The sequence below is a fragment of the Paraburkholderia sp. XV genome (genome assembly GCF_020177535.1).
In the GTDB taxonomy this organism is placed as follows: domain Bacteria; phylum Pseudomonadota; class Gammaproteobacteria; order Burkholderiales; family Burkholderiaceae; genus Paraburkholderia; species Paraburkholderia caribensis.
In genome coordinates, this window is sequence record NZ_JAGUUD010000058.1 from 23,691 (window position 1) to 43,745 (window position 20,055).

Consider the following 20,055-nt stretch of genomic DNA (forward strand, 5'->3'; position numbering starts at 1 on the left):
TGTCGTGCGTCGCGAGAGACAGCGTACAAGACACAGAGAACGACTGAGTCCAAGCGGATCGTAAACCGGACTTGCTACGATCGCGCTTCGCTCTATCTCACTGATTTTAAGGATCGAAAATGAAGAAGGTTGTTCTGGCACTGGTCGCTGCGGCCGCAGGTTTTGTGAGCATGTCCTCGGCATTCGCATACGACCACCATCACGAGTGCCATAAGGTGAAGGTGCATCATCACTGGGAAAAGCGCTGCCACTAAGAGTAGCCGCGAATCTTCGATGTGATGAGCCAGCCCCGCCTTCGTGCGGGGTTTTTTGTGCGGGTCGATTGATTGGCCGCGAGTCTGCGCGATCGTCGCGTCGGGATGCAAAAACAAAAAACCCCGCGCGTCGAAACAGGCGGGGTTCTGTGTCAATCAATGAGAAAAAAGTGGTGCGAGGAAGGGGACTCGAACCCCTACACCCTTGCGGGCGTCAGGACCTAAACCTGGTGCGTCTACCAATTTCGCCATCCTCGCAGCCGGGCGATGCGTGAGGTGCAGCACCCGATGTCTCACTGGCGATGGACGTCGCGATGTCATCGCCATGTCGTTCGCGTGGACAAATCCGAACCTGTGGGCTCAGACCCGCCATCTCCACGAACGAACGCGCCTGAAAAACACGTCCGATCGCGGCACCGCCAAAAGCGTAAGCGCGAGATTCTAACCGATTGATCTGCGCTTGTCTGCATCTGTCGAATACGGTCGATGCTACAATTTTCGGTCCCTCGTGCACAGCCGTGCGCGACTGCCTCCCCACAAGCCAATTCCCGTGAATTTCGACGAATACTGCCTGCAGAAAGCAGCGCCTCCCGGCTCGAGCACCTACTACGCACTGCGCCAGGCGCCCGTCGCCCGGCAGCCATTGCTGACTGCGCTGTTCGCGCTGCGTCGCGAGTTCGAAGAAACCGTGAAGGAAACGACCGATCCGACGATCGGACGCACGAAGCTCGCGTGGTGGCAAAAAGAAGCGGCCGCGCTCGCAGCGGGCGAACCGACGCACCCCGTGTCGCAGGCGCTCGCTGCGCATCTGCCCGATGTGCAGGCGGAATATCCCGCGTTGCAGGCGTTGATCGCGGGCTTCGAAATGGACCTCGATCAGGCGCGCTATCTCGACTATCCGAACCTGCGCCGCTATATGGCCGGGGTCGGCGGCAACTTCGCGTGCGTCGTTGCGCGCGCGACGGCGCGCGATCCGTCGCAGGCTCAAGTCTGGGCCGCACCGCTCGGCGAGGCCTTGATGCTCGCGCAGATCGTCGTCGAACTCGGTAACGACGCGCGGCATGGCCGCATCTATATTCCCATCGACGAGATGCAGCGCTACAACGTGACGGCGGCGGATCTGATCAACCGCAAGTACACGGACGCGTTCACCGAATTGATGCGTTTCCAGACAGCGCGTGCCCGCGACTCGATCCGCAAGGCGCTCGATGCGCTACCCGTCGGCGAGCGTCACTCGCAGCGCACGCTGCGCGCGTTGGCTGCACTGGCGCTGGCGTTGCTCGACGAGATCGAGCGCGACGGCTACCGCGTGCTTCATCAACGTATCGCGCTCACGCCGATCCGCAAGCTGTGGGTTGCATGGCGAGCGGCGCGCAAGCACTGACGTTCAGGTGCGCAGCAACGGCAGCGGCGGGACGTCGTCCTGAAGGACCGCGTTTGCATCCAGTTTCAGGAACGGGCCGAGCACGGTCGCGTAGATCTGTCTGAAGTCGATGTCGACGGGTAGATTGCCGTCCGTATCGAGCCGCGCCAGATCGGCCGCGCGACCGTACACACCTCCACGCACCTGACCACCCAGCACGAAATGCGCGGCGCCGCCGCCATGCCCCGTGCCGCGATGAACGTTTTCGCGCGCGGAGCGGCCGAACTCCGAGTACGTCACGACGAGCGTGTCACGCCACCTGCCGCGTCGCGTCAGTTCCGTGCGAAGGGTCGCGCAGCCTTCGGCGAGTTGCCGGAGCAAAGCCGCGTGCTGCGCCGGCTGATTGCTGTGCGTGTCGAAACCATCGAGCGTTAGCCGGATCGCGCCGCACATATGCGGCGCAAACCGGTCGACGACCGTGCGCAGCGCGGCATCGATCGAATCCCGAAGCGTCGGCGCGCTCACCCGGAGTGCTTGCGCGACGCCGGAAACGCGATCGCCCTCGCCTCGATACGCGTCGAGCCAACCGGCGTGCGGCGCGGCGTCGGGATCATCGACACGCGCCCAGGCGTCATCCGCCTCGACGCGCGCTGCGCAGCCCGCGAACGGCCCCGGCTCCGCACTGCCGAACGAGGCCGCCGCCACCTCTCGCTGGCTCGCGGGCCATTGCCCGATTGCACGCGTCAGCCAGCCGTCGTGTCGATACACATCGGCCGATGATGCCGTGTCCCAGATCTCCGTCGAGCGGAAATGCGATGCATGATCCTGCGCGCAACCGACACCCTGCACGACGGCCACTTCTCCATCGCGCCAGAATGGCAGCAGCGCACGCATCGCGGGATGCAGCGCGACACGCTCGTCCAGCGGCAGCACGCGCTCGCGCGGTATCGCAATGTGCTCACGCAACGCGTAGTAAGTGGAATCGGCGAAAGGAATGACGGTGTTCAGACCATCGTTTCCGCCTTTCAGTTCGATCAGAACAATCAGCTTGCCCGGCGCGCGGCCCGTTGCGCCTGCATCCAGTTGCGTCGATATGCCGCTGCTCGTGTGTGGCGCGGCGAAGACGCGTGGCATGGATAGCGACGCACTTGCTGCCGCCGCCATCGTCAGAAACTCGCGCCGCTTCATCGATGCCTCACTGGATGAATGACCTTATTCGACACGAACGGCAAACACGCGGCCGTCGCGCCGAAGCGTCGCCCGTCGGTGACGGTGCATGAAAATCAGGCGTCAGCGCTTGTACAACTCGCGAACGGCATCTTCGATATGCTGTCGTAGCAAACGCCGTTCTTCAGGCGTCATGTGCCCGTCGCGCCGACGTTGATCCAGATCGGGCGGCACGGCAGTAGCGCGCATGATCGTGTCGGATGCGGGACGATCCGCGTCGGGATTGTGCGGCTGGCGGCCCGAGCGGGTATGCGGGCGCGGTGGCGGGCGTGTGTCGGTGTTGCGTTCCGTCGAGGAATCGGCATGGGCAGGAACCGGGCTCAACGCGCTCGCGAACACGATCGCAACAGCTACAGCGATCACGCTCAGGCGCATGTTCGGCCAGACCCCTCCCTTCATCTTTTTCCCTTCGTGGCGCGGCAACCGGCAACCTCAGATACGTGTATTGACTCCGGCTTGAAACCGGGTGCGAGAGCTTTATTCGAGTGAAGTATCTACCGAACTGGCGCAAACAGTAAAGGAGTGTAAGCGCCAAGGCTTTACGTCGTGCCACAGGCCGGGTAAATTTTGTAACTGACTGTTACGTGATAATTGGTGCAAACGTGCACCTCTCTCTAATCGCGCTAAGATGCCGACCATGGAAACCAAAAACCCTTCGAAAATCCTCGTCGTCGATGACGACCCGCGTCTGCGCGATCTGTTGCGCCGCTACCTCGGCGAGCAGGGCTTCAACGTCTACGTTGCCGAGAACGCGCCCTCGATGAACAAGCTGTGGGTGCGCGAACGTTTCGACCTTCTGGTGCTCGACCTGATGCTGCCGGGCGAAGACGGCCTTTCCATCTGCCGGCGCCTGCGCGGCAGCAACGATCGCACGCCGATCATCATGCTCACCGCCAAGGGTGAGGATGTCGATCGCATCGTCGGGCTCGAAATGGGCGCTGACGACTACTTGCCCAAGCCGTTCAATCCGCGCGAGCTGGTCGCGCGCATTCACGCGGTACTGCGCCGACAGTCGCCATCTGAATTGCCAGGCGCGCCGTCGGAGACATCGGAAGTCTTCGAGTTCGGCGAGTTCGCGCTGAACCTCGCAACGCGCACGCTCACCAAGGCCGGCCAGGAAATCCCGCTGACCACGGGCGAGTTCTCGGTGCTCAAGGTGTTCGCGCGTCATCCGCGCCAGCCCCTGTCGCGCGAAAAGCTGATGGAACTCGCGCGGGGCCGTGAATACGAAGTGTTCGACCGCAGCCTGGACGTGCAGATTTCGCGTCTGCGCAAGCTGATCGAGCCGGACCCGGGCAGCCCGCGCTTCATCCAGACGGTCTGGGGTCTCGGATACGTGTTCATCCCCGACGGCGCAGCCTGAATTTGCCGTTCCAGTTGTCTCTCTTCTGCCATAAGAAGGCCGCATGCGGATCGACCGGCGCCTCCTGACGCTCGCGTTCGGCGGCCTGTTCTGGCGAACGTTCCTGCTGATCGCGCTGTTGATCGCGGTCAGCCTCGCCGCCTGGTTCCAGAGCTTCCGCGTGATCGAGCGCGAGCCGCGCGCACAACGCGTCGCGCTGCAGCTCGTCGCAATCGTCAAGCTCACGCGCACCGCACTCCTCTATTCCGATCCCGATCTGCGGCGCGCACTGCTGCAGGATCTGGAAAGCAATGAAGGCGTGCGCGTGTATCCGCGCGAAACCACCGACAAGTACAAGCTCCAGCCCGACGAATCGCTCAACCGCCTGATCGAGCATGACATTCGCGGGCGCCTCGGCGACGACACGATCATCGCGCAGTCGGTGAACGACATTCCCGGCGTCTGGATCAGTTTCAAGATCGACGACGACGATTACTGGGTGGCGCTCGATCGCGATCAGCTCGATAGCGTGACGGGCCTGCAATGGGCCGGCTGGGGTATTTTCGCGCTCGCGCTGTCGCTGTTCGGCGCGGCGTTCATTACCAGTCTCGTGAACCGGCCATTCGCGCGGCTCGCGATGGCGGCACGCAAGGTCGGCTCCGGCCAGGCGCCGGAGAAGCTGCCCGAACGCGGCATGGGCGTGGCGGCCGAAACCAACCGAAGCTTCAACCAGATGGTGCAGGACCTGGAGCAACTTGAAGCGGACCGCGCGCTGATGCTGGCGGGCATCTCGCACGACCTGCGCACGCCGCTTGCGCGTCTGCGTCTGGAAACGGAAATGAGCCCGTCCGACCAGGCGACCAAGGACGCGATGATCGACGACATCGAGCAGATGGACATGATCATTGGCCGCTTCCTGGATTACGCGCGCCCCGTGCAGCGGATGCCGGAACCCGTCGACCTTTCCGTGATCGCAGGGGAACTGGCTGCGCGCATGTCGAGCGAAGATGGCATGCGGCTGGTGACGCGGCTGGCGCCATCTGCCGTGATCGAGGCGGACGAGACGGATATCCGAAGAGTCGTGGGCAATCTGATCGAGAATGCGCGCAAGTACGGGCTGTCCGAGTCCGATGGCATCCCGCACGTGATTCTTGAGACGCGGGTGTCGCATTCGCGGGTCGAGTTGTCGGTGGTCGACGAAGGTCCAGGCATTCCCGAGGACCAGTTGGCGCTTGTCACACGCCCCTTCTACCGCGTGAACTCGGCGCGCACGCAGGCCAACGGCACGGGGCTCGGCATGGCGATCGTGCAGCGGCTCGTGGGACGCTATCGGGGCGCGCTGAGGCTACGCAACCGCACGCCATTGCCGGGGCTCGAAGTGACGATCGAGTTCCCGCTCGCCAAGAGCGTCTGAAGCGGACAGGAAGCCGGCCGGAATTACCGGCTTCCGTTTCAGATTGCTGCATTCTTGTGCAATATTTTCCCGAATTTCGTGCGAGACAACCTAATTCCGAACTGCTCTATTGCCATATTTGAGAAAATCTATCTACATATTTAGAAAAAAACTATTGATGCGATTGATTAATAGAGTTATAGTCTCAAGCGTGTAACGTGTTCGTTACAGCCAGCAGGTAGTTTGAGCGGGTTGTTTTGAATCTCATTTGCCAATTCTCAAGGAGTCAGCGCATGAAAACTGTGGGCGATAAAGTCGAAGCCTTTACCGTGACGGCTGCGAAGCCGGGTTTCAACAACCACGAAGAAAACGGCGTATCGGCGTTCGAGGAAATCACGGAATCGTCGTTCCCGGGCAAGTGGAAGATCATCTATTTCTACCCGAAGGACTTCACGTTCGTCTGCCCGACGGAAATCGTCGAGTTCGGCAAGCTGGCCAAGGACTTCGAAGAGCGCGACGCCGTCCTGCTGGGCGGCAGCGTCGACAACGAATTCGTCAAGCTCGCATGGCGCCGTGAACACAAGGACCTGAACAAGCTGAACCACTACGCGTTCGGCGACGTCAAGGGCGAGCTGATCGACCAGCTCGGCGTGCGCGACAAGGAAGCCGGCGTCGCACTGCGCGCCACGTTCATCGTCGATCCGGACAACACGATCCAGCACGTTTCGGTGAACAACCTGAACGTCGGCCGTAACCCGGAAGAAGTCCTGCGCATTCTGGACGGCCTGCAAACGGATGAGCTCTGCCCGTGCAACCGCGCAGTCGGCGGCGCGACGCTGTAAGGACTCGCAGCTGAAAGCCCGCTAAGCTTGAAAAGGCCAGCGGGCTTTTTTATCGGCAATTTGATAGGAGATATCAATGGAATTCATCTCAGCGATTAAAGAACTTATTCCTGATTACGCCAAAGACATTCGCCTCAATCTCGACGGCACGATTGCGCGCTCGTCGCTGCAAGGCACCGATGCCGTCGGCGTCGCGCTGGCCGCCGCGTTCGCCGCGAAGAGCCCGAAGATCATCGCCGCGATCCGCGACGCAGGCGTGCTGTCGCCGGAAGAAGTCAATGGCGCGCTGACGGCCGCTGCGCTGATGGGCATGAACAACGTCTGGTATCCGTACGTCGAGATGACGGAAAACGCCGATCTGAAGTCGCAGCCGGCTGGCTTGCGGATGAACGCGTACGCGTCGCATGGCGGCGTCGACAAGCGCCGCTTCGAAATGTATGCGCTCGCCGCGTCGATCATCGGCAAGTGCCATTTCTGCGTGAAATCGCACTTCGACACGCTGATCAACGAAGGCATGAGCTCGACGCAACTGCGCGACGTCGGCCGTATCGCGGCGGTCGTCAATGCAGCCGCTCAAGTGATCGTGGCCGAAGGCAAGTAAGCCGCGCGCACGCCGCGCCTGAAGCAAAACGCCACGCTTAGTGCGTGGCGTTTTTGCTTGACCGGGGCAAAAGTCAGCGCGGTTGCGTCTGGCTGTGCAGGCGGCGCGCAGGCAAGCGCCGCGCGATCGCCGCCTCGAAAGGCTTCTTCAGTTCGAGCAGCCGCTTCTCGACCAGATGCCACGACAGATGCGCGAGCAGCACGGCAAGCGCGAATTGCAGCGTAAGCGCGCACAGCGTGTGAACCCACGTCGGTGCGGCGAACCAGGCGGGAGCGAAGCCGAGCTTCGACGGAATGAGGTTGTGAAACAGATAGAAGCCGTAGCTGATCGTGCCGAGATAGTCGAGCGGTTTGATTTCGAGCGCCGACACGACGATGCTGCCAGGGCTGTTTGCGATCCACGCGAACAGCACGCAAAGCGAGAGCGCAAGGCCAATGTCGATCCACGCGGAACCGGCGGCTGAAAACGGTAAGGCCAAGGTGCTCCACACCGGCTGCGTTGCGAACACCAGCACGCCGAGCGCGCCGATGATGCCTGTTGAACAATGCCCCGCGGCTCGCGCAAGACCACGCTCGCGCCCCAACACCCCACACAGCCCGCCGAGCGCGAGCAGCGCGAAGTTCAACGGCGAGCATGCGTAGATCAGCGGTTCGCTGGCGTCGGCGGCATGCATCGCGAGATGACCGGCCACGCCTGTCAGCACGACGAGCGCGCACACTGCTCGATGCCGCGACGCCGGCGTCAGCACCAGCAGAAATGGCGCGACCAGATAGAACTGCTGCTCGACGGCGAGACTCCAGAAGTGCGACACCGTCCCGGGCCAGCCGTCCTTCACCACGCCGATCCAGTAGTCGGACAGAAAGAAGTAATGCCACGCGAGACCGAGATCGACATCGCGCTGATAGAACAGCGCGTGCGCGATCGTCAGTGCGAGCAACAGCAAGTAGTAGATCGGGAAGATGCGCAATGCGCGCTTCATGAAGAACACGCACATCACGGCTTCGCGGCGCGCACTGCCCGCTTCGACACGCGCGCGATTGCGATGCAGTTCTCCGATGATCAGAAAACCGCTGATGAGAAAGAAGATCCAGACGCCGAGCTTGCCGACGTCGACGGTTTCGACGTGCGCCTTGTGCGACAGGAACACCAGCACGACAGCCAGCGCTCTCAGCCCGTTGAGCCCGCGCACATGTTCCTTCGCGTGCCCCGCATGTTTGACGCGCGTGTCGACCGCCGTCATTGTCCGTCCGCTTGACTTCATGCGAACCACTGTAAGCGGACAAATATCGACAAAAATGCGCGACCGCGCGTTTCGATTTTTTTAATGCACGTTGTCGTCCGAAACCGGCAAATGATGCAGATTCACACTAAGACGCATACGCGGATCAGGCAAATCTGACCCGCTCCACAGAACGACGCCGCAACGCTCAGGCGCGCAGCAACAGCGCGGCTGCTTGCGCTTCGATGCCCTCGCCGCGCCCCAGATAGCCGAGCTTTTCGTTGGTCTTCGCCTTCACGTTGACGCGCTCGATGGGCAGATTCAGATCTTCGGCGATATTCGCGCGCATCCCGTCGATATGCGGCGCGAGTTTCGGCGCCTGTGCAATCACCGTGCTGTCGACGTTCTGAATCGTGAAGCCCGCCTTCGCGATGCGCGCCGCGCATTCGCGCAGCAGCACGCGGCTGTTCGCGCCTTTGAACTCGGTTGCCGTATCCGGGAAATGACGGCCGATATCGCCGAGCGCGGCCGCGCCGAACAGCGCGTCGGTGATCGCGTGCAGCAGCACGTCGGCATCCGAGTGGCCGAGCAGCCCGCGCTCGTAAGGAATCGTCACGCCGCCGATGATGAGCGGGCGTCCCGGCACCAGTGCGTGAACGTCGTAGCCTTGTCCGATTCTCAAATCCATATGCGTGGGGTTCCGTTGTTTCGTGAAAGCGTTGTGATGATGCTGAAGCCATGACGGCCGCGCGCCCGCCCCGAGGACGCAGGCGAGGCGCCCGTCAGCCCGGCGTGCCGCGCCCGAGTATCGCTTCGGCCAGATCGAAATCTTCCGGGTACGTGACCTTGAAATTGCGCAAGCTGCCTTGAACCAGTTTAGGCGCGTGACCCGACCATTCGATCGCGCTCGCTTCGTCGGTGAGATCGTGGCCGTCGCCTTGAGCGCGCAGAATCGCTTCGCGCAACATGCCGATGCGGAACATCTGCGGTGTCTGCGCCTGCCACAGGCCGTCACGCGGTTCGGTGTGATCGATGCGGTTGTCGGTATCGGGCGTCACGCGCTTGAGCGTGTCCGCGACGGGCAGCGCCATGATGCCGCCCACGGCGTCGTCCTTCAGCGTGCCGACCAGCGCGCGGATCAGCGCAGGCGTGATGCCGGGGCGGGCCGCGTCGTGCACCAGCACCCAGTCGTCGTCGCGCGCGCCGAACTCGGCCAGCGCATGCAGCCCGTTGAGCACGGAAGCCTGCCGCGATGCCCCGCCGCAGCGCCGCACGGCGAAGCGCAGGCCCGCGAAGCGGCGCGCGTCGAAATGCTGGTCGTCGGGCGCGATCACGACGAGCGTCTGCGCGAACTCGCTGCATGCGTCGAACGCGGCGAGCGAGTAATACAGCATGTCGCGTCCCGCGACGGTTCGATATTGCTTGGGCATCGGCGCGCCCGAACGGCTGCCGGTACCGGCGCAAGGAATCAGGGCAAAGAGGCGGGAAGTCACGGAACGGACGCGTTGCAGGTGAAAGTGAAGGACGGATTTTATAATAGGTCTTCGGCACGCATGCCCCGGCACGCGTAAACTTGCCGGTCACGCACCGTCAGCGACGCGCCCACGAGGCGCCCGCTGGGCGTTTGCATTGATTCCCGTGTTGCGGGCAGGCGGGGTTGTCAGCCGCTTGCAGCACCGCCCAGCATGAGTTGCAGCACCATTTACCGTCATTCGTTTGCAGTCGATCGTTGAACCGCTGTTCATTGGCGTCACCCAAAGGCCGTTTCCCTTTTATGCCCGACATCGCCGCATCCACGCAGTCCTCCTCCTCAACGCCCGTCGCGCTGGTCAAGGCCGGCCAGCGTTTCGTGTTCGACGGCACGCACGGCTCGTCCGACGCGCTGCTGATCGCGCGCTACCACCTCGCGTACAAGGCGCAGGTGCCGCTGCTGGCCGTCGTCTGCGCGAGCGCCGTCGATGCACAGCGGCTGTCGCAGGAACTCGCGTTCTTCGCGCCTGAGGCCCGGGTGCGCCTGCTGCCCGATTGGGAAACGCTGCCGTACGACTCGTTCTCGCCGCACCAGGATCTCGTCTCCGAGCGTCTCGCGACGCTGCACGATCTCGGCGAAGCACGCTGCGACATCCTGCTCGTGCCGGCGACGACCGCCCTGTACCGGATGCCGCCCGCCTCCTTCATGGCCGCCTACACGTTCTCGTTCTCGCAGGGCGAGCGTCTCGACGAAGCAAAGCTGAAAGCGCAGCTGACGCTGGCCGGCTACGAGCACGTGAGCCAGGTCGTGCGGCCCGGCGAATACTGTGTGCGCGGCTCGCTGATCGACCTCTTTCCAATGGGCTCGCCGCTGCCGTACCGGATCGACCTGTTCGACGACCAGGTCGATTCGATCCGCGCGTTCGATCCCGATTCGCAGCGCAGCCTCTACCCCGTGAAGGACGTGCGCCTGCTGCCCGGCCGCGAGTTTCCGTTCGACGAAGCCGCGCGCACCGCCTTTCGCAGCCGCTGGCGCGAGGTGTTCGAAGGCGATCCGAGCCGCGCGTCGATCTACAAGGACATCGGCAACGGCGTGCCGTCGGCGGGTATCGAATACTATCTGCCGCTGTTCTTCGAAGAGACGGCGACGCTCTTCCACTACCTGCCCGACGGCGCGCAACTCGCGTTCGTCGGCGATCTGGACGCCGCCATCCGGCGCTTCACCGCCGATACCAGGCAGCGCTACAACTTCCTGTCGCACGACCGCGACCGGCCAATCCTGGAGCCGCAGCGCCTGTTCCTGTCGGACGAAGATTTCTTCACGTTCGCCAAGCCGTTCGCGCGCCTGTCGTTGCCCGGCAACGCGGGCGGCGGCTGGGCCGTGCCGCTGCCCAATCTCGCGATCGACCGCCACGCCGACGATCCCGTCGCCGCCTTGCGCGCGTGGCTCGCGACGACGCCGAACCGCGTGCTGTTCGCGGCGGAATCGGCGGGCCGGCGCGAGACGATTGCGCAACTGCTCGCGGACAACGCGCTGCGCCCCGCTTCCGTCGACAGCTACGGTGACTGGCTGACCTCCGACGCGCGCTTCGCGCTAGGCGTCGCGCCGCTCGCGAACGGCTTCGCGATTCCGGGCGAAGGCGTCGCGATCCTCACCGAGACGGAACTGTACGGCCCGCTCGCAAGACGCACGGGACGCCGCCGCCAGGAACAGGCGAGCAATGTCGATTCGATGGTGCGCGATCTGTCGGAGCTGAAGGTGGGCGACCCGGTCGTGCATTCGCAGCACGGTATTGGCCGCTACATGGGCCTCGTGACGATGGACCTCGGCGAAGGCGAAACCGAATTCCTGCACCTCGAATACCAGGGCGACAGCAAACTGTACGTGCCCGTCGCGCAGTTGCACGTGATCTCGCGTTACAGCGGCGCGGACCCGGAAAGCGCGCCGCTGCACGCGCTCGGTTCGGGCCAGTGGGAAAAGGCCAAGCGCAAGGCCGCGCAGCAGATCCGCGACACGGCGGCCGAACTGCTGAACCTCTATGCACGCCGCGCCGCGCGCGAAGGTCATGCGTTCGCGCTCGAACCGCGCGACTACGTGAAGTTCGCCGAGAGCTTCGGCTTCGAGGAAACCCCCGACCAGGCGGCCGCCATTGCCGCCGTGATCGGCGACATGACGAGCGGCAAGCCGATGGACCGCCTCGTGTGCGGCGACGTCGGTTTCGGCAAGACGGAAGTCGCGTTGCGCGCGGCGTTCATTGCAGTGATGGGCGGCAAACAGGTAGCGCTGCTCTCGCCCACCACACTGCTCGCCGAGCAGCACACGCAGACCTTCACCGACCGCTTCTCCGACTGGCCCGTGCGGATTGCCGAACTGTCGCGCTTCAAGAGCACGAAGGAAGTGAGCGCGTCGATCCAGCAGATCAACGAAGGCAGCGTCGATATCGTGATCGGCACGCACAAGCTGCTGTCGTCGGATGTGCAGTTCAAGCGGCTGGGGCTGGTCATCATCGACGAGGAACACCGTTTTGGCGTGCGCCAGAAGGAAGCGCTGAAAGCGCTGCGCGCCGAAGTCGACGTGCTCACGCTGACCGCAACGCCGATTCCGCGCACGCTCGGCATGGCGCTGGAAGGCTTGCGCGATTTCTCGGTGATCGCGACGGCGCCGCAAAAGCGCCTCGCGATCAAGACCTTCGTGCGCCGCGAGGAAGACGGCGTGATCCGCGAAGCAATGCTGCGCGAACTGAAGCGCGGCGGCCAGGTGTACTTCCTGCACAACGAAGTCGAGACGATCGAAAACCGCCGGCAGATGCTCGAAGCGCTGGTGCCCGAAGCGCGTATCGCGGTGGCGCACGGACAGATGCACGAGCGCGAACTGGAACGCGTGATGCGCGATTTCGTCGCGCAGCGCGCGAACGTGCTGCTATGCACGACCATCATCGAAACGGGCATCGACGTGCCGAGCGCGAACACGATCCTGATTCACCGCGCGGACAAATTCGGTCTCGCGCAGTTGCATCAGCTGCGTGGCCGCGTCGGCCGCTCGCATCACCAGGCGTATTCGTATCTGCTGGTGCACGATCCGCAAGGGTTGACGAAGCAGGCACAACGGCGTCTCGAAGCGATTCAGCAGATGGAAGAACTCGGCGCGGGCTTCTATCTCGCGATGCACGACCTCGAAATTCGCGGCACGGGCGAAGTGCTCGGCGACAAGCAGTCGGGCGAGATTCACGAGATCGGCTTCCAGCTCTACACGGACATGCTCAACGACGCCGTCAAGGCGCTGAAGAACGGCAAGGAGCCGGACCTCACGGCACCGCTGGCGGCCACGACCGAGATCAATCTGCACACGCCCGCCATCCTGCCCGCCGACTATTGCGGCGACGTGCAGGAGCGTTTGTCGCTGTACAAGCGGCTGGCGAACTGCGAGCACAACGATTCCATCGACGGCATTCAGGAAGAGCTGATCGACCGCTTTGGCAAGATGCCGCCGCAGGCGCATGCGCTGGTCGAAACGCACCGCTTGCGCCTCGCCGCGAAGCCGCTCGGCATCTCGAAGATCGACGCGGGCGAAGCAGTGATCGGCCTGCAGTTCATTCCGAATCCGCCCATCGACGCGATGCGGATCATCGAGATGGTGCAGAAGCACAAGCACATCAAGCTCGCGGGTCAGGACAAGCTGCGCATCGAGAGCCGTAGTCCCGATTTCACCGTGCGCGTCGCGACCGTCAAGGAAACGCTGCGTGCGCTCGGCGCACCGACCAAAGGCGCGGCGGACCGGCGCGTCGCTTCATAAGCCCGCCAGATGACGGGCGCTGTCGACACGGCATCGATCGTCGAACTGCTGACGGCGCTCGTGCGCGTGCCGAGCCGCGGCGGCATCGATGCGCGCGCACCCGTGCTCGAATGTATCGAAGCGTGGCTCGGCGCGCATGACGTAGACACGCGCCGGCTCGCTTCCGCCGACGGACAACCGCTCGCGCTTCACGCGGCAATACGCGGCGCGGCCCCAGGCCCGCATTACCTGCTGAACGCGACGCTGGACACCGCGAGCTTTGGCGACGAATCGACGTGGACCTGTCCGCCGCTCGCCGCACGGGTCGAAAACGGCTGGCTCCACGGACGCGGCAGCGCGGACAGCAAGGCGGCCGTCGCGATCTTCGCGCATCTCGCCGCCGCGTTCGCGAAGCGCATTAACACGCTTGCGGGCACGCTCGGCGTGCTGTTCGATCTCGACGAACATACGGGCCGTTTCGGCGGCGCCCGCGCGTTCTTCGACGTGCCGGATGCGGTGAAGCCCGATGGTGTGTTCATCGGCTATCCGGGCATCGACCGTATCGTCGTCGGCGCGCGCGGGTTCGTTCGCGCGAAGCTCGTCGTGCACGGCGTCGCCGCGCATTCCGGCGCGAGCCACACGCGCGGACTCAATGCGGCGATACGCGGCGCACACCTGGCCGCTGCCTTGAACGAGGCCACGCTGCCCGTGGACCGAGCGTTCGATCGCCCCGCGCAATTGACCGTCACCGGTATCCGCGCAGGCGACGGCACATTCACCAGCGTGCCGGATCGTTGCGAACTCACCGTCGATTGCCGCCTCACGCCAGGTTTCGATGCTTCTGAAGCGCGACGTGTGATCGAAGACATCGTTCGGGATCGGGACGCGCAACACGATTCATCGCTTGCGACGTCGATCGAATGGATCGCGGGCTGGCCCGCCTACCGCGTGCCCGATTCGCATCCCATGACGCGCGCGCTGCATCGCGCAGCACGCCGCGAACTTGGCGCCGACCTGCCGCTGGCCGTCGCGGGACCGTCGAACATCGGCAACTACCTCGCGTCGCTCGGCGTGCCTGCATTGTGCGGCTTTGGCGTGCAATGCGAAGGCATCCACGCGGCGAACGAGCGCATCGAACTCGCCAGCATCGCGCCCGTCTATCGCGTGTACGAAAGCGCGTTGCTCAGCCTGCTCGCGCCCGACGAGCAACGCGCCTGACCCATCACCCGGGAACATTTTCAACGCGCGCCATCAATTGCTGCGTCGCGCAAAGCCCCGTCCGGCAAGCGACCGCGCTTTATGAGCTTTGGCTAATTAAGCGGTTTTTGGGTATCATCAAAACACACCCAAGCTGGAGCTCAAGTCATGTCACAGGTCGCTGACAAAGCGCTGTCCGCCCAAACGTCGTCTTCTTCCGCTGCTTCCGCCGAGTCTTCTTCCCCCGCTTCGCTCCCCTGGGTCACGCGCCTCGTGTCGATGGACACGGTCAGCCGCAATCCGAACCTCGGCCTGATCGAAACGGTGCGCGACGCGCTGCGCGAACGCGGTGTCGACGCCACCCTCACGCACGACGAAAGCGGCAAATGGGCCAACCTGTTCGCGACGATTCCGGCGCATGACGGCGAGACCAATGGCGGGATCGTGCTATCGGGGCACACGGACGTGGTGCCTGTCGACGGCCAGAAATGGGACAGCGATCCGTTCAAGCCCGAAGTGCGCGGCGACAAGCTCTACGGCCGCGGCACCTGCGACATGAAAGGCTTTATCGGCGCGGCGCTCACGCTCGTGCCGCAGATGCAGCAGACGAGGCTCGCCAAGCCGATCCATCTGGCGTTTTCATTCGATGAAGAAGTGGGATGCGTCGGCGCGCCGCTGATGATCGCCGACCTGATGAAGCGCGGCGTCAAACCGGACGGCTGCATCGTCGGCGAGCCGACCAGCATGCGCCCCATCATTGCGCACAAGGGCATCAACGCTTACCAGTGCTGCGTGCGCGGCTTCGCGGCGCATTCGTCGCTCACGCCCAAAGGCCTGAACGCAATCGAATACGCGGCGCGCCTGATCTGCTACATCCGCGACATGGCCGACCAGTTCCGCGAGCAAGGCCCGTTCGACCAGCTTTACGACGTGCCGTTCACGACGGCGCAGACCAGCACGATCAAGGGCGGCAACGCGATCAACACCGTACCCGCCGAGTGCAGCTTCGAGTTCGAGTTCCGCAATCTGCCCACACTCGATCCCGAGCCGATCTTCGCGCGCATCGACCAGTACGCGCGTGAAACGCTGTTGCCGAAGATGAAGCGCGAGCACGAAGCGGCCGCGATCGAGTTTACGAAAATCGCCGCGGCGCCCGGCCTCGACTCGACGGAGCAGGCGGCCATCACGCAACTCGTGCGCGCGCTCACCGGCGATCAGGACAAGCGCAAGGTCGCGTACGGCACGGAAGCGGGCCTGTTCTCGCTGGCGGGCATTCCGAGCATCGTGTGCGGGCCCGGCGACATCGTCCAGGCGCACAAGGCAAACGAATTCGTCACGCTCGATCAACTGGCGCAGTGCGAGCGGTTTCTCGGCAAGTTCATTCACAGCATGTCGGTCGATGCGCACGCGCACTGACTCGAGCAGCACATAACAACAAGCACAAACAGGAACAAGGCATAAAACGCGGACCTCACCCACAAGACGACGCACGCCATGTCCACCGCCACGCCGCAGCACACTGACCGTACGATCGACGGTGAGCCGATCCCGACGCTCGACGACATCGCCTCGCAGCACTTCGCGCTAACGCCGTGGGTCGTGCGAACGCCTGTGTTCGACCGGATGGATTTTCCGACGCTCGAAGGCACGCTCGTCAACTTCAAGTTCGAGCTGCTGCAGGCGGGCGGCAGCTTCAAGGCGCGCGGCGCGTTCTCGAACCTGCTCGCACTCGACGAAGCGCAACGCAGTTCCGGCGTGACCTGCGTGTCGGGTGGCAATCATGCCGTGGCCGTCGCTTATGCCGCCATGCGTATGGGCATCAGCGCGAAAGTCGTCGTGATGCACGCGGCGAATCCGGCACGCATCGCGCTGTGCCGGCAATATCGCGCGGAAGTCGTGATGGCCGACAACGTGGAAGAAGCGTTCGAGATCGTGCGGCGCATCGAGGCCGAGGAAGGCCGTTATTTCGTGCATCCGTTCAACGGTTACCGCACGGTGCTCGGCACCGCGACGCTCGGCTACGAATGGGCGACGCAGACACCCGATCTCGATGCCGTGATCGTGCCGATCGGCGGCGGCGGGCTTGCGGCGGGCATTTCGACGGCGCTGCGCCTCGCCAATCCGCGTGTGCATGTGTACGGCGTCGAGCCGGAAGGCGCGGACGTGATGAACCGCAGCTTCGCCGCGAATCACACCGTCAAGATGACCCACATGCATTCGATCGCCGATTCGCTGATGGCGCCGCACACCGAGCAATACAGCTACGAGCTGTGCCGCCGGCATGTCGACCGTCTCGTCACCGTCACCGACGACGCCTTGCGCGCCGCCATGCTCACCCTGTTCATGCAACTGAAGCTGGCCGTCGAACCTGCGTGCGCCGCCGCCACGGCCGCCCTGCTCGGCCCGTTGCGCGAGCAACTGCAAGGCAAGCGCGTCGGCGTGCTGCTATGCGGGACGAATACCGATCCTGTCACGTTCGCCGCGCACATCGAACAGGCGCGGGCGGCAGAAGTTTAAGCGGTTCGCTTCACGTACTTTTCACGCGCCTTGCCGCCGCCCGATTCGACCCGGGTGATGGCAGGCGCACCGTTTGCAAGCATCGACGGCTCTTCGTCACTTCCGCGACATATCGGCCAGAGCGCAACACGATCAGGCGCCAAATCATTTCACGCAGTGCCGATCGTTGGCTATCATGTCGCCATCGACTTCAAGGAGAACTGCCCGATGAGCATGATTACTGAATTCAAGGAATTTGCCCTCAAAGGCAACGTGATGGACCTCGCGGTCGGTGTGATCATCGGCGGAGCATTTTCGACTATCGTCAACTCCGTCGTGAAGGATCTGATCATGCCTGTCGTCGGCGTCGCGACGGGCGGCCTCGATTTCTCCAACAAGTTCATCCTGCTCGGACACATCCCCGCGAATTTCAAGGGCAATCCGGAGTCTTACAAGGACTTGCAGACGGCAGGCGTCGCGGCGTTCGGCTATGGCTCGTTCATCACGGTCGCAATCAACTTCGTGATTCTCGCGTTCATCATTTTCATGATGGTCAAATTCATCAACAAGCTGCGCGCGCCCGCCCCGGCCGCGCCTGAAGCGCCGCCGCCCACGCCCGAAGACGTGCTGCTGCTGCGTGAAATCCGCGATTCGTTGAAGCATTCGCCGCGTATCTGACCACGCCTCATCGAAGCGCCACGAAAGCGGCGCCCATATAAATTCGAAGGACGTGTTGCGCTTTGCGCGCAACACGTCCTTCTTTTTTCGCCACACGCGCGGGCTTAATCCGCTCTGGCCTCGCCTGCGTTCTTCTGCGTCTTCGCGGCTGCGGCGCTCTCGATCACCTGCTCGAGCTGCGAGAAATTGACGGGCTTGGTCAGATGCGACGTGAAGCCCGCTTCGAGGCAGCGCCGGATATCCTCGTCGCTGCCGAAGCCCGTCAATGCAACGGCCGGCGCATCGTCGCGCTCGCGGAACGCCTTGACGAAATCAAGGCCCGTACCGTCGGGCAAGCCCACGTCGCTGACGATCAGATCGAACGTGGCGGTTTGCGTGGCGGCGAGCGCATCGGCCACACGCCCGACCACCGTCACGTCATGGCCGAGCGTGCGCATCAGTTGCGCCATCACTTCGGCTGTGTCCGCGTGGTCCTCGATCAGCAGAATGCCCAATCCGCCCGCCGGCTGCACGCTCGCCGCCTCCGGCACGACCGGCTCGGCGTGCGGCTCGGCGGCCGTCGGCAGCGTGATCGTGAAGGTCGCGCCGCAGTGCGCGCCCGGACTTTGCGCCGTCACCGTGCCGCCATGCGCGTCCGTCAGCGCCTTGGTGATTGCGAGTCCAAGACCCAGCCCGCCGAACTGCCGCGACATGTTCTGGCTGCCCTGCTCGAACGCATTGAAGAGCTTGCCGATCTGCTCGGGCTCGATGCCGACGCCCGTGTCTTCCACGGATATCTGCACGTGCATCCGTTCGTCACGTGTGCGCACGTAGATATGGCCGCCATCCGGCGTGAACTTCGCGGCATTGCGGATCAGGTTCCACAGCATCTGCTGCAGACGCGCGCGGTCGGCGAGCACGAAATGATGGTGCGCATCGGTGCTGATGTGCACGTCCTGCTGCTTGGTCTGGATCTCGCTGCGGAACAGTTCGAGCACGCTGTCGATCACCTCATGCACGTCGACCGTTTCCAGCGACAGCCGCAGCTTGCCGTTCGCAACCCGCGTCAGATCGAGCAGATCGTCGATCAGGCGCGCCTCCAGTTCGACGTTGCGGCGAATCATCATGACGCCCGCGCGCACGGCGTCGGGCAGGTCCTGCATCATTTCGAGCATGCGCGCGCCCGCCAGCACGGGCGTGAGCGGTGTGCGCAATTCGTGCGACAGCATCGCCAGAAAGCGGTCCTTCGCGCGGTTCGCCTCTTCCGCCGCCTGGCGCGCGGCCTGCTCGGATGCAAGCAGTCGCTCGCGCTCCTCGATGGCTTCGCGTTGCGAATGGATGTCAGTGCAACTGCCGAACCATTTGCTGACGACCCCGCCCGCATCGCGCATCGCGGCAATGCGCGCGTCGAACCAGCGATACACGCCATCGTGCCGGCGAATGCGGAATTCGCTGCGATAGTCGGCGCCGTCGCCGCGCACCGTTCCAAGCCAGCTGCGGCGCGTCTCTTCGCGGTCGTCGGGATGCACGGCATCGATCCACGCAAGACCCAGCGCATGCGTGCCGTCGAGACCCGTGTATTCGACCCATTGCTTCGACACGAAATCGCAGTCGCCGTGGGCATTGCACGTGAATACCAGGTGCGGCAGCGCCTCCGACAGCATCCGGTAATGCGCCTCGCGCTCGCGCAACAGCAGCGCTTCTGCCGAGGCGCGCTGCATCCGCATCTGCGATAGCACGCGTTCGACGGCTTCGGGCAGATAGTCGAGATAGTCGCCCGCTTTCGGCACGACGTCGGAGACGCCCGAGCGCAGCGCTTCGATCACGCGGGATTCATCCGTGAAGCCGGTGACGAGAATGGCGGGGATGCGCACCCCTTCGCTGCGCAGGCGCCGGAAAAAGTCGAGTCCCGTCTCCGCGCCGTCGAGCTGATAGTCGAGCACGATCAGATCGGGTGAATTCGCGACGATCGCGCGATGCGCAGCCTCGACGCTGCTGCTCAGTTCGACCCGGCAGCCAGCGCGCTCCAGCGACTTGCGCGCAAGGCGCAAGATGCCTTCGTCATCGTCGACGACGAGCACGCGGGCTGTGGGTAACGTGGTTACGTCTTCTGTCATGCCAGATGATTCAGGTCAATGGGACGGACGAGGCTGCAATGGTGCCGCGTGAATACTTCGTGAACGCTGCGTGAATGCTGCGTGAATGCCTCGGCCCACCGGCAA

17 protein-coding genes and 1 tRNA gene are annotated in these 20,055 nt (G+C 63.6%); 11 read left to right on the plus strand and 7 right to left on the minus strand.

The window, feature by feature from the left end; translation table 11 throughout:
- Positions 1-119: 119 nt before the first annotated feature.
- Positions 120-254, plus strand: coding sequence for a hypothetical protein (locus tag KFO72_RS42130; protein WP_257722135.1), 135 nt, complete (start codon positions 120-122; stop codon positions 252-254).
- A gap of 171 nt (positions 255-425) precedes the next feature.
- Here KFO72_RS42130 and KFO72_RS24490 read toward each other — a convergent pair.
- Positions 426-512, minus strand: a tRNA-Leu gene (locus KFO72_RS24490).
- A 292-nt stretch (positions 513-804) separates the two neighbouring features.
- On the opposite strand from KFO72_RS24490, the gene KFO72_RS24495 reads away from it, so the two are divergent.
- Positions 805-1,638, plus strand: a complete 834-nt coding sequence (locus KFO72_RS24495) for a squalene/phytoene synthase family protein (RefSeq protein WP_054930454.1) — start codon at positions 805-807, stop codon at positions 1,636-1,638.
- A 3-nt stretch (positions 1,639-1,641) separates the two neighbouring features.
- Here the strand turns inward: KFO72_RS24495 and KFO72_RS24500 are convergent, their stop codons facing one another.
- On the minus strand, positions 1,642-2,805 hold the full coding sequence (locus KFO72_RS24500; protein ID WP_225033237.1) for a DUF1501 domain-containing protein: 1,164 nt from the start codon (positions 2,803-2,805) through the stop codon (positions 1,642-1,644).
- 102 nt (positions 2,806-2,907) lie between these two features.
- A complete protein-coding gene (locus KFO72_RS24505; RefSeq protein WP_054930465.1) occupies positions 2,908-3,243 on the minus strand; it encodes a hypothetical protein in 336 nt (111 codons plus the stop codon).
- Positions 3,244-3,472: 229 nt separating this feature from the next.
- Here KFO72_RS24505 and ompR point away from each other — a divergent pair, with 229 nt between their 5' ends.
- The 4 genes from ompR to KFO72_RS24525 all read left to right on the plus strand — a co-directional run bounded on the left by ompR (position 3,473) and on the right by KFO72_RS24525 (position 7,022).
- Positions 3,473-4,207 carry a two-component system response regulator OmpR gene (ompR, locus tag KFO72_RS24510; protein WP_007585880.1) on the plus strand — a complete coding sequence of 245 codons (735 nt, stop codon included), beginning with the start codon at positions 3,473-3,475 and terminating at the stop codon, positions 4,205-4,207.
- Positions 4,208-4,250: 43 nt separating this feature from the next.
- Complete coding sequence (locus tag KFO72_RS24515; protein ID WP_007585878.1) at positions 4,251-5,600, plus strand: ATP-binding protein; 1,350 nt, start codon at positions 4,251-4,253, stop codon at positions 5,598-5,600.
- Between the two features lie 272 nt (positions 5,601-5,872).
- A complete protein-coding gene (locus KFO72_RS24520) occupies positions 5,873-6,421 on the plus strand; it encodes a peroxiredoxin (RefSeq protein ID WP_007585877.1) in 549 nt (182 codons plus the stop codon).
- A gap of 76 nt (positions 6,422-6,497) precedes the next feature.
- Complete coding sequence (locus tag KFO72_RS24525) at positions 6,498-7,022, plus strand: carboxymuconolactone decarboxylase family protein (protein WP_054930452.1); 525 nt, start codon at positions 6,498-6,500, stop codon at positions 7,020-7,022.
- A 73-nt stretch (positions 7,023-7,095) separates the two neighbouring features.
- Here KFO72_RS24525 and KFO72_RS24530 read toward each other — a convergent pair whose 3' ends face one another.
- The 3 genes from KFO72_RS24530 to ispD all read right to left on the minus strand — a co-directional run bounded on the left by KFO72_RS24530 (position 7,096) and on the right by ispD (position 9,734).
- Positions 7,096-8,262 carry an acyltransferase family protein gene (locus tag KFO72_RS24530; RefSeq protein WP_225033238.1) on the minus strand — a complete coding sequence of 389 codons (1,167 nt, stop codon included), beginning with the start codon at positions 8,260-8,262 and terminating at the stop codon, positions 7,096-7,098.
- Between the two features lie 187 nt (positions 8,263-8,449).
- Positions 8,450-8,929 carry a 2-C-methyl-D-erythritol 2,4-cyclodiphosphate synthase gene (gene ispF, locus KFO72_RS24535; protein ID WP_036005177.1) on the minus strand — a complete coding sequence of 160 codons (480 nt, stop codon included), beginning with the start codon at positions 8,927-8,929 and terminating at the stop codon, positions 8,450-8,452.
- Positions 8,930-9,023: 94 nt separating this feature from the next.
- Entirely contained in the window at positions 9,024-9,734 is a 711-nt protein-coding gene (gene ispD / locus KFO72_RS24540; protein WP_054930449.1) for a 2-C-methyl-D-erythritol 4-phosphate cytidylyltransferase, read from the minus strand.
- Positions 9,735-10,015: 281 nt separating this feature from the next.
- Here ispD and mfd point away from each other — a divergent pair, with 281 nt between their 5' ends.
- The 5 genes from mfd (at position 10,016) to mscL (ending at position 17,854) form a co-directional block, all read left to right on the plus strand.
- Positions 10,016-13,504, plus strand: coding sequence for a transcription-repair coupling factor (mfd, locus tag KFO72_RS24545; RefSeq protein ID WP_054930448.1), 3,489 nt, complete (start codon positions 10,016-10,018; stop codon positions 13,502-13,504).
- A gap of 9 nt (positions 13,505-13,513) precedes the next feature.
- Entirely contained in the window at positions 13,514-14,701 is a 1,188-nt protein-coding gene (locus KFO72_RS24550) for a M20 family metallopeptidase (RefSeq protein ID WP_225033239.1), read from the plus strand.
- Positions 14,702-14,848: 147 nt separating this feature from the next.
- Positions 14,849-16,096: an acetylornithine deacetylase gene (gene argE, locus KFO72_RS24555; RefSeq protein WP_054930446.1), complete on the plus strand. Its 1,248-nt coding sequence runs from the start codon at positions 14,849-14,851 to the stop codon at positions 16,094-16,096.
- Between the two features lie 78 nt (positions 16,097-16,174).
- The gene (locus KFO72_RS24560) at positions 16,175-17,197 is read left to right on the plus strand and encodes a threonine/serine dehydratase (protein ID WP_054930445.1); all 1,023 of its coding nucleotides are present in this window, start codon (positions 16,175-16,177) and stop codon (positions 17,195-17,197) included.
- A 207-nt stretch (positions 17,198-17,404) separates the two neighbouring features.
- Complete coding sequence (gene mscL / locus KFO72_RS24565) at positions 17,405-17,854, plus strand: large conductance mechanosensitive channel protein MscL (RefSeq protein ID WP_054930464.1); 450 nt, start codon at positions 17,405-17,407, stop codon at positions 17,852-17,854.
- Positions 17,855-17,958: 104 nt separating this feature from the next.
- Here mscL and KFO72_RS24570 read toward each other — a convergent pair whose 3' ends face one another.
- Positions 17,959-19,950 (minus strand): response regulator, encoded by a 1,992-nt coding sequence (locus tag KFO72_RS24570; protein ID WP_225033240.1) that lies wholly within the window; start codon positions 19,948-19,950, stop codon positions 17,959-17,961.
- Positions 19,951-20,055: the final 105 nt, after the last annotated feature.

Excerpts from the sequence above, each read along its gene's own strand:
- KFO72_RS24550 (WP_225033239.1), top strand. The coding sequence starts at position 13,514 with ATGACGGGCGCTGTCGACACGGCATCGATCGTCGAACTGCTGACGGCG.
- ispF (WP_036005177.1), bottom strand. The coding sequence starts at position 8,929 with ATGGATTTGAGAATCGGACAAGGCTACGACGTTCACGCACTGGTGCCG.
- KFO72_RS24505 (WP_054930465.1), bottom strand. The coding sequence starts at position 3,243 with ATGAAGGGAGGGGTCTGGCCGAACATGCGCCTGAGCGTGATCGCTGTA.
- KFO72_RS24515 (WP_007585878.1), top strand. The coding sequence starts at position 4,251 with ATGCGGATCGACCGGCGCCTCCTGACGCTCGCGTTCGGCGGCCTGTTC.
- mscL (WP_054930464.1), top strand. The coding sequence starts at position 17,405 with ATGAGCATGATTACTGAATTCAAGGAATTTGCCCTCAAAGGCAACGTG.
- KFO72_RS24520 (WP_007585877.1), top strand. The coding sequence starts at position 5,873 with ATGAAAACTGTGGGCGATAAAGTCGAAGCCTTTACCGTGACGGCTGCG.
- KFO72_RS24525 (WP_054930452.1), top strand. The coding sequence starts at position 6,498 with ATGGAATTCATCTCAGCGATTAAAGAACTTATTCCTGATTACGCCAAA.
- KFO72_RS24500 (WP_225033237.1), bottom strand. The coding sequence starts at position 2,805 with ATGAAGCGGCGCGAGTTTCTGACGATGGCGGCGGCAGCAAGTGCGTCG.
- argE (WP_054930446.1), top strand. The coding sequence starts at position 14,849 with ATGTCACAGGTCGCTGACAAAGCGCTGTCCGCCCAAACGTCGTCTTCT.
- ompR (WP_007585880.1), top strand. The coding sequence starts at position 3,473 with ATGCCGACCATGGAAACCAAAAACCCTTCGAAAATCCTCGTCGTCGAT.
- KFO72_RS24560 (WP_054930445.1), top strand. The coding sequence starts at position 16,175 with ATGTCCACCGCCACGCCGCAGCACACTGACCGTACGATCGACGGTGAG.
- mfd (WP_054930448.1), top strand. The coding sequence starts at position 10,016 with ATGCCCGACATCGCCGCATCCACGCAGTCCTCCTCCTCAACGCCCGTC.
- KFO72_RS24530 (WP_225033238.1), bottom strand. The coding sequence starts at position 8,262 with ATGACGGCGGTCGACACGCGCGTCAAACATGCGGGGCACGCGAAGGAA.
- KFO72_RS24570 (WP_225033240.1), bottom strand. The coding sequence starts at position 19,950 with ATGACAGAAGACGTAACCACGTTACCCACAGCCCGCGTGCTCGTCGTC.
- KFO72_RS42130 (WP_257722135.1), top strand. The coding sequence starts at position 120 with ATGAAGAAGGTTGTTCTGGCACTGGTCGCTGCGGCCGCAGGTTTTGTG.